The organism is uncultured Brachyspira sp. (assembly GCF_944390595.1).
Lineage (GTDB): Bacteria > Spirochaetota > Brachyspiria > Brachyspirales > Brachyspiraceae > Brachyspira.
The window spans coordinates 1-7011 of the sequence record NZ_CALXRN010000166.1 but is presented as its reverse complement, the minus strand read 5'-3'; the positions used below and the strand labels follow the sequence as shown (position 1 = coordinate 7011).

The window sequence follows — 7011 nt, the reverse complement described above, 5'->3', positions numbered from 1 at the left end:
TTTATTTTCTAATTTTCCACCCAAAGTTTCTACTATTGTTTTAAAATTCTTTATAGGTATATCTATACCTAAAAACTCATGTAATTTATATGCTTCATTATCTATTAATGATAATTCATATTTAGTCATAATATAAAGTCCCCTCTATTATCACTATATTAAATAAGATTACTAATATAGTATACGTAAATATATTTAAATTGTCAATATTTTTTCAAATAAAAAGGCTTGCAAAATGACAGCATCTTACAAGCCTTTGATATTATATAAAATAATTAATTATTAATTTTTAAATAAACTTGCAGCTTCATCTTTAGCACTGTTTACCGCTGTAACAACAGAAGTAGATGATATTGTAGCTCCGCTTATTGCTGCTATCTCAGATTCTCCAGCCTCTTCTGGTTTTATTCCTTTTGCAACAGTCAAAGGCACTATAGTACTTTTACCTTTAAATTGATCTCTGAAAGCAACTTCTGTAATTTTAGCACCAAGTCCAGGAGTTTCAGCCTGTTCTGTTACAACTATACCAGTAATAACTTCAGCATTAGCATCAAAACCAACTAAAACCTTATTTTGTCCGTTATATCCTCCTGCAGAAGCAAGCATTGCATAACCAACTACTGTACCATCAGATTTTTTTCCAATATAATAATCATAAGAAGAATTTTCTTTTAAAGGTCCTTCTAATTCATCAGCACCTTCTATAACAGCTTTAACACCGTTTAATACTGTTTTTTCATTATTTGCCAATATATCTTTCTCAAAAGAAGAATATACAAAAGAAAGCAAAAAACCAGCTAATAATGCTGTAATAGTAACAGAAATAACCGCAGTATAACCAACTTCTTTTTTCATTATTATTTTCCTCCTTCTTTTTGGAGATTAGCTTTATTTATAGCGATTAACTCTTTTTTACCTACAGGCATAGGACGAGTAAGTATAGAAATTAAAGGCATAAACATATTTCCTATAAGTATAGAATACATCATATATTCCGGAGATGATCCGAAAGCTCTTAATATAGCAAGAACAGCACCTATTAAAAGAGCATATATCCAAGCACCTAAATGGCTTGAAGGACATGTAACCATATCTGTAGCCATAAAGAAAGCACCTAAAGCAAAACCGCCTGCTAATACATGATATATAGGAGATGGGAATCTTCCAGGCATACCTAAACAAAGAATTAAACTAACAACCACCAATGATATAAACATTCCTAAAGGTATTCTCCAATCTATAGTCTTAGTAACAAGCAGGAATATTCCTCCTATTAAAAGAAGCAAGAAAGATGTTTCTCCTATAGCTCCTGCAGTACTTCCCAATAACATTTGTAAATAGTAATGAGATTCGAATCCTATTTGCTCAGCCAATGAAGTACTTATATTAGCATTATAAGTGAATTTCATAAATGTTAATGGAGTAGCCTGAGTTAAGGCATTCATCATATCTATAGTCTGTGTACCGCCTGTAACTGTATTTACTAAATTATGCAGCCCTGCTGAAAATAAATCCAAAAAAGGAACTCTTGTAGGAGGTGTATACATAGTCATCTGAGCAGGAAAAGCAACCTGTAAAAATGCTCTTCCAACTAAAGCAGGATTAAATATATTAGATCCTAAGCCTCCAAAAACCTCTTTAGCAAATACTATAGCAACAATACTTCCTATAACTGCCATAGTTACTGTAGATGAAGGAGGAAGTGTCATAACTAAAAGTATAGCTGTAATAATTACTGCATAATCAGGAAGCAAAGGTTTCTTTCTTATTTTTTTTACTATTACAGTTGAAAGTACACATGTAATAATAGATGCTAAATATAAAACTATAACTTTAGCTCCGAATAACACAATACTATATATAACAGCTGGTAAAAGAGCTATAATAACTCTTAACATTATCTTATTAGTAGTATCTCCATCTTTTATATGTGGAGAAGATTCTGTATAAAATTTCATCATTATCTCCTTAAATCATCTTCTTAATAAATCTTTACCAAATCTAATCCACTGAACTAAAGGTATTTTTGAAGGACATATATAAGAACAGCAGCCGCATTCAAAACAAGTTGCTATATCTAAATCATTCAATTTATCTTTAACTTTAGCTTTAGCAGTATGAGCTATCTCAGTAGGAGATAATTTAAGCGGACAAGCATGAGCACATCTTCCGCATTTAATACATGGATATTCCACTTCTTTAGGCATTTTATCTTTATTTAAGAAGAGCAAAGAGTTAGTACCCTTATTAACACATTGATCTAAGCTAGGAACACTTGCTCCCATCATAGGACCGCCGGCAAGTACAAGTACATTTTCTTCTGTAATTCCGCCGCATTCTTCAACTACATGTGAAATAGGAGTACCTAAAGGCAGCCATAAATTTTTATGTTCCTTTATAGCATCTCCTGAAACTGTAACAAGTCTTTCTATAAGAGGCTTATCCTTAGCAACTGCCTCATATATAGCATAAAGTGTTGCTATATTAACTACTAAAACTCCTACATCCATAGGTAATTTACTAACAGGAACAGTTCTTCCTGCTGCTGCATCTATAAGCATTTTTTCAGCACCTTGAGGATATCTTAATCTTAAAGCCATAACCTCTACATTGCAGGTTTTTCCAATTTTAGTCATCTCTTCTATAGCTAAAGGCTTATTTGCTTCTATTCCTATAACAGTCCTTTTAACAGAAGGTATAATTTTTCTTAAAATTTCAATACTCTTAAACAACTCCTGCGTATATTCAACCATAAGCCTATAGTCGCTTGTAATATACGGTTCGCATTCAACACCATTGATAATTAAAGTATCACACCCGCCCTTAGCAGCACCATCAACTTTAACATGTGCCGGGAAAGTAGCACCTCCCATACCAACTATACCAGCTTTTTGAATCTTTTTAGACATCTCTTCAGCTGATAAAGACATATAATTACTATCTTCAGAATAAGCCAAATTAACAGCATTGGCATCTGTATTAATAAGTAAAGCATTAGCCCCTCTTCCAAGAGGAGGAGCAGCTATCTCTGCTGAAGCTACTGTACCAGTTACAGATGAATAAACATTACCAGATACATATCCGCTAGCTTCTCCAATAAGTTCTCCTCTTTCTACCTTATCACCTTTGTTTTTAAGCATCTTAGCAGGTGCACCTATATGCTGTGCCATAGATATTAATACTGTTTTAGGCGACTGTGAAAGATTTGATGAAACAATATTAGCAGTATCTTTACTATCATGCGGATGAACTCCACCAAAACGAAATTTACCTAATTTCATGTTATTAATCCTTCATTTAATAAAATTAATGTAAATTACTACACTATTATAATTTAATTTATAGAAATAACAGCTACAGATCTAGTATAACCGCTTCCATAGCTGCATAAAGCAACTTTACTATTTTTCTTTATAAAACCATCTTCTAAAGCCATAGATAATGCCACCCCGGATGAAGCACTTAAAGATGAATGAGCATTTTCCATTTTAGAATAAACCATATCCTTATTAACAGCTAAAGCATCAACAAAAACATTATAAGCATTTTGAGTAGAATAAGATGGTATATAAATATTTGGTTCTATACCATTTGATGAAAGAACATCTTTAACGTATAAAGCTGCTTTTTTAGCTTCATCCTCAAAAACTGTACCGTTTTTTATAGATATAAAATGTTCTTTATTCAATACTCCTTCTTTTGTATAAGGTTTAGCTGTTCCGCCCATAGGTATGTAGCAATTTTCTAAAGCATTTCCATCTGTTACAGAATCAATAAAATCTATCTGAATATCTGTTTTCTCATTAGTGACAAGTGCAGCTACACTGGCATCATCAAATCTATTTTCATCATCACATATATAAAATGACTCTGTAGCAACAACTAAAATATTTTTATATCTGCTGCTTTTTATAAAGGCATAAGCTAATCTTAATGCCGATAAAAAACCAGTAAAATCGCTTTCTATATCAAAACAAAAAGCATTGCTAGCTTTAATTTTACCAGCTAGTATGCATGCTGTTGAAGGATAAACATAATCTTTAGTAACTGTAGCACATATAATAGCATCTATTTTATCTGTATCAAATCCATTTATTACTTCATTTATTGAAATCAAAGCTAAATCTGATGCTGCCATATTAGTCTTTTGATTTTTATAAGTGCCTTTACAAGATTTTATGTATACCATTATAAAATTCCTTTCATTAAAAAATTAGATATAAATTATCATATCTATATATTTAGAATATTCTTCTTTTCACTCCTGAATCATAAAGTTCTTTAGATATTTTTTCATTAATTTTAGCATCTAAAAATCTATACATATTAAGTACAGCATTTTTTACGCCTATACCGCTAGTTTTTCCGTGACCTACAAATGCTCCGCCATTTAAACCTAATAGTATAGCAGAACCATAAGAATCAGAACTTAATTTAGTTTTTAAATTATTAAATACAGGCTTCATCATAAGTCCGCCCATAACACTAACAGGATTTTTCTTTATTTCGTTTTTTAATACATTTACAACCAAAGATGCCGTACCTTCTATAGTTTTTAAAACTATATTTCCATCAAATCCGTCTGCTATAACAACATCCACTGCATCTGACTTAAGCATATCATTAGGCTCTATATTGCCTATAAAATTTATTTTTTTCATTTTTTGCAAACGTTCAAAATTCTTTTTACTAGCAGCATTTCCTTTAGAATCTTCCTCGCCTATATTAAGCAAACCTACTCTAGGATTATTTATACGCAAATATCGCTTAGCAAATACACGTCCCATAACAGCAAACTGTACTATATAATCAGGTGTACAATCAACATTTGCTCCCATATCAAGCATACAAAATTCACCGCCGAATTTAGGCAAAGTTGATACAAGAGGAGGACGCATAACGCCTTTTAAACGTCCGATTTCTGTCAATGCAGCTGCCAAAGTAGCACCGGTATTTCCGGGAGAGAAGAAACCATGAGCCAATTTATCAGAAACTAAACGTGCTGCTAACAAAACTGATGCATTTTTTTTATGTTTTATTCCATTAGCAGGGCTTTCATTCATATCTATAATCTCATCTGTATGCTTAATATCAACTCGATGATGATCATATTTAGCTTCTGATAATGCCTTTACTATATATCTTTCATTGCCGACTAGTATCAAATTAATATCATTATTTTCAGGCAAAGCATTAATTGCACCTAATACTAGCTCTTCAATTGATTTTTCTCCGCTAGCTACATCTATGGCTAAATTCATAATATTTCCTAATTATCCTGCATTTTGAGTTTTTGGAGCCTTTACTACTCTGTCTTTATAGAATCCGCATTCAGGACATATTCTATGAGGCATTCTTTCTGCCCCGCATTGAGGACATATTGATAAAGAACCTAAAAATCTTTTATCATTAGCTGCTTGTCTTGATCTTTTTTTAGCTTTCGACTTTCTATGCTTTGGTACTGCCATTTTATTTTCTCCTTAAAATTTTATTAAAGACAATTAATAAAAAATTAATATAATTGTCGCTATTATACAATATAAAGTTTAAATATAATACTATAAAGAATCAATTTTGTCAAGCTAAATTAACATAATATAATTTCACCTTCTCATAATATTGCCATTGCTTATTATAATAGAGCTGTTTTTTAGTAAATCTTCTGTGAAACTTACATTACGGGACCTAGCAACATCTTCATTAAGAAGCAATATATGAGAATCTTTAGCTTTTACAAAATCAATACCATCTGTACTGCCGGAATTATCAATAACTTTAGCTAAAAGCAAAGCTAATTGTCTGCCTAAATAATAATAATTAAAATCTAAAGAAAATAATATATCTACATTAAATGCATATTCCAAATCTGTATTTATGATCGGAATTGAATATTTATCACATATAATATCTAAATTATATATATTATCGCTTATATATTTTTCTCTAGCTAAATACAAATAGTCTATATTTTTTGAAGAGATTATTCTCTCTATATTATTAATATCATAGTCTTCTTCAATTATTAACGGATAATAATTAATATTATTTTCAGAACAATAATCCATAAGCTCTTCAGATACATGAGCCGAAATCCTAGAATGCTTTGAATATAAATATCCAAGGTTTCTAAGTCCACCTGTAGATATTATATTCAAATATTTAGTAATATCCAAAACACCATAAACGCCTGTTATATTATTATTTTGAATCTTACTCCTCTTTATAGATTCTAACGATATATAGTCAAAACATCCGGCAAATATAATTGACTGCGGAACTATAACATTCATAGATACTAAAGTGGCATTTTCCCCTATAACTATGGCTATAGTTGAATTATCATCCCTAACCTTATTAGCAATCTCTATAGCAGATGTATCGCTGCCGTCTGATGTATAAAAGTTTATATGAACATCTAATTTATCTAAATTTATCTGATCAAGCAGGCCTTTTTCTATAGAATTAAAATTTCTTGTATTGCTTTCTTTTATTATACTTACTATAACTTTATTATTATACGATTCTTCATTATTACATGATGCAAATAATATGAATGAAAACAAACAAAATATTACTTTAATAAACATATTCATCAAAATTAAACCTAAAAAATATTTTTATGCTCTATAATATTTTTTATTATTTCTTACAATGGGCAAAGAAATATATATTATGCCCAATAGCTCTCATTTTCTCTTCATACAAAGTAACCCCATATCCATCCAATTTATGAACATAGTCATTATCTAAAATATTATTAAAATTACCAGCCTCTTTATATATTGGATTCATTATTTCTAGAGCATAATTATCATCATCTGTAACAGAATAGAATATACCATCATCTTTAAGTAAAGGATACATTTTATTTAAAAAGTCCTTTGTAAAAATTCTCCTATGGGAATGTTTTTTCTTAGGCCATGGATCCGGAAAGTTTAAATATATCTTATCAAAAAAATACTTATCCTTTAAATATTCATCTATTACTTTATTGGCTTCTCCAAATATAAT

The 7011-nt window shown here is 30.4% G+C and carries 7 protein-coding genes and 1 pseudogene; all 8 read right to left on the bottom strand.

Annotated features, from left to right (window positions below):
- Positions 1–282: 282 nt before the first annotated feature.
- A complete protein-coding gene (locus Q0J90_RS09750; protein WP_297277717.1) occupies positions 283–855 on the bottom strand; it encodes an FMN-binding protein in 573 nt (190 codons plus the stop codon).
- A gap of 2 nt (positions 856–857) precedes the next feature.
- A complete protein-coding gene (locus Q0J90_RS09745; protein ID WP_297277716.1) occupies positions 858–1958 on the bottom strand; it encodes an RnfABCDGE type electron transport complex subunit D in 1101 nt (366 codons plus the stop codon).
- Between the two features lie 15 nt (positions 1959–1973).
- Positions 1974–3281, bottom strand: coding sequence for an electron transport complex subunit RsxC (rsxC, locus tag Q0J90_RS09740; protein ID WP_297277715.1), 1308 nt, complete (start codon positions 3279–3281; stop codon positions 1974–1976).
- Positions 3282–3334: 53 nt separating this feature from the next.
- A complete protein-coding gene (locus Q0J90_RS09735) occupies positions 3335–4189 on the bottom strand; it encodes a 3-oxoacyl-[acyl-carrier-protein] synthase III C-terminal domain-containing protein (RefSeq protein ID WP_297277714.1) in 855 nt (284 codons plus the stop codon).
- A gap of 52 nt (positions 4190–4241) precedes the next feature.
- The gene (plsX, locus tag Q0J90_RS09730) at positions 4242–5261 is read right to left on the bottom strand and encodes a phosphate acyltransferase PlsX (protein ID WP_297277713.1); all 1020 of its coding nucleotides are present in this window, start codon (positions 5259–5261) and stop codon (positions 4242–4244) included.
- A gap of 12 nt (positions 5262–5273) precedes the next feature.
- On the bottom strand, positions 5274–5468 hold the full coding sequence (gene rpmF / locus Q0J90_RS09725) for a 50S ribosomal protein L32 (protein ID WP_014489261.1): 195 nt from the start codon (positions 5466–5468) through the stop codon (positions 5274–5276).
- Between the two features lie 135 nt (positions 5469–5603).
- On the bottom strand, positions 5604–6593 hold the full coding sequence (locus Q0J90_RS09720; RefSeq protein WP_297277712.1) for an ABC transporter substrate binding protein: 990 nt from the start codon (positions 6591–6593) through the stop codon (positions 5604–5606).
- 46 nt (positions 6594–6639) lie between these two features.
- Positions 6640–7011 (bottom strand): annotated as a pseudogene (locus Q0J90_RS09715) (tRNA (guanosine(46)-N7)-methyltransferase TrmB); the annotation flags it as partial.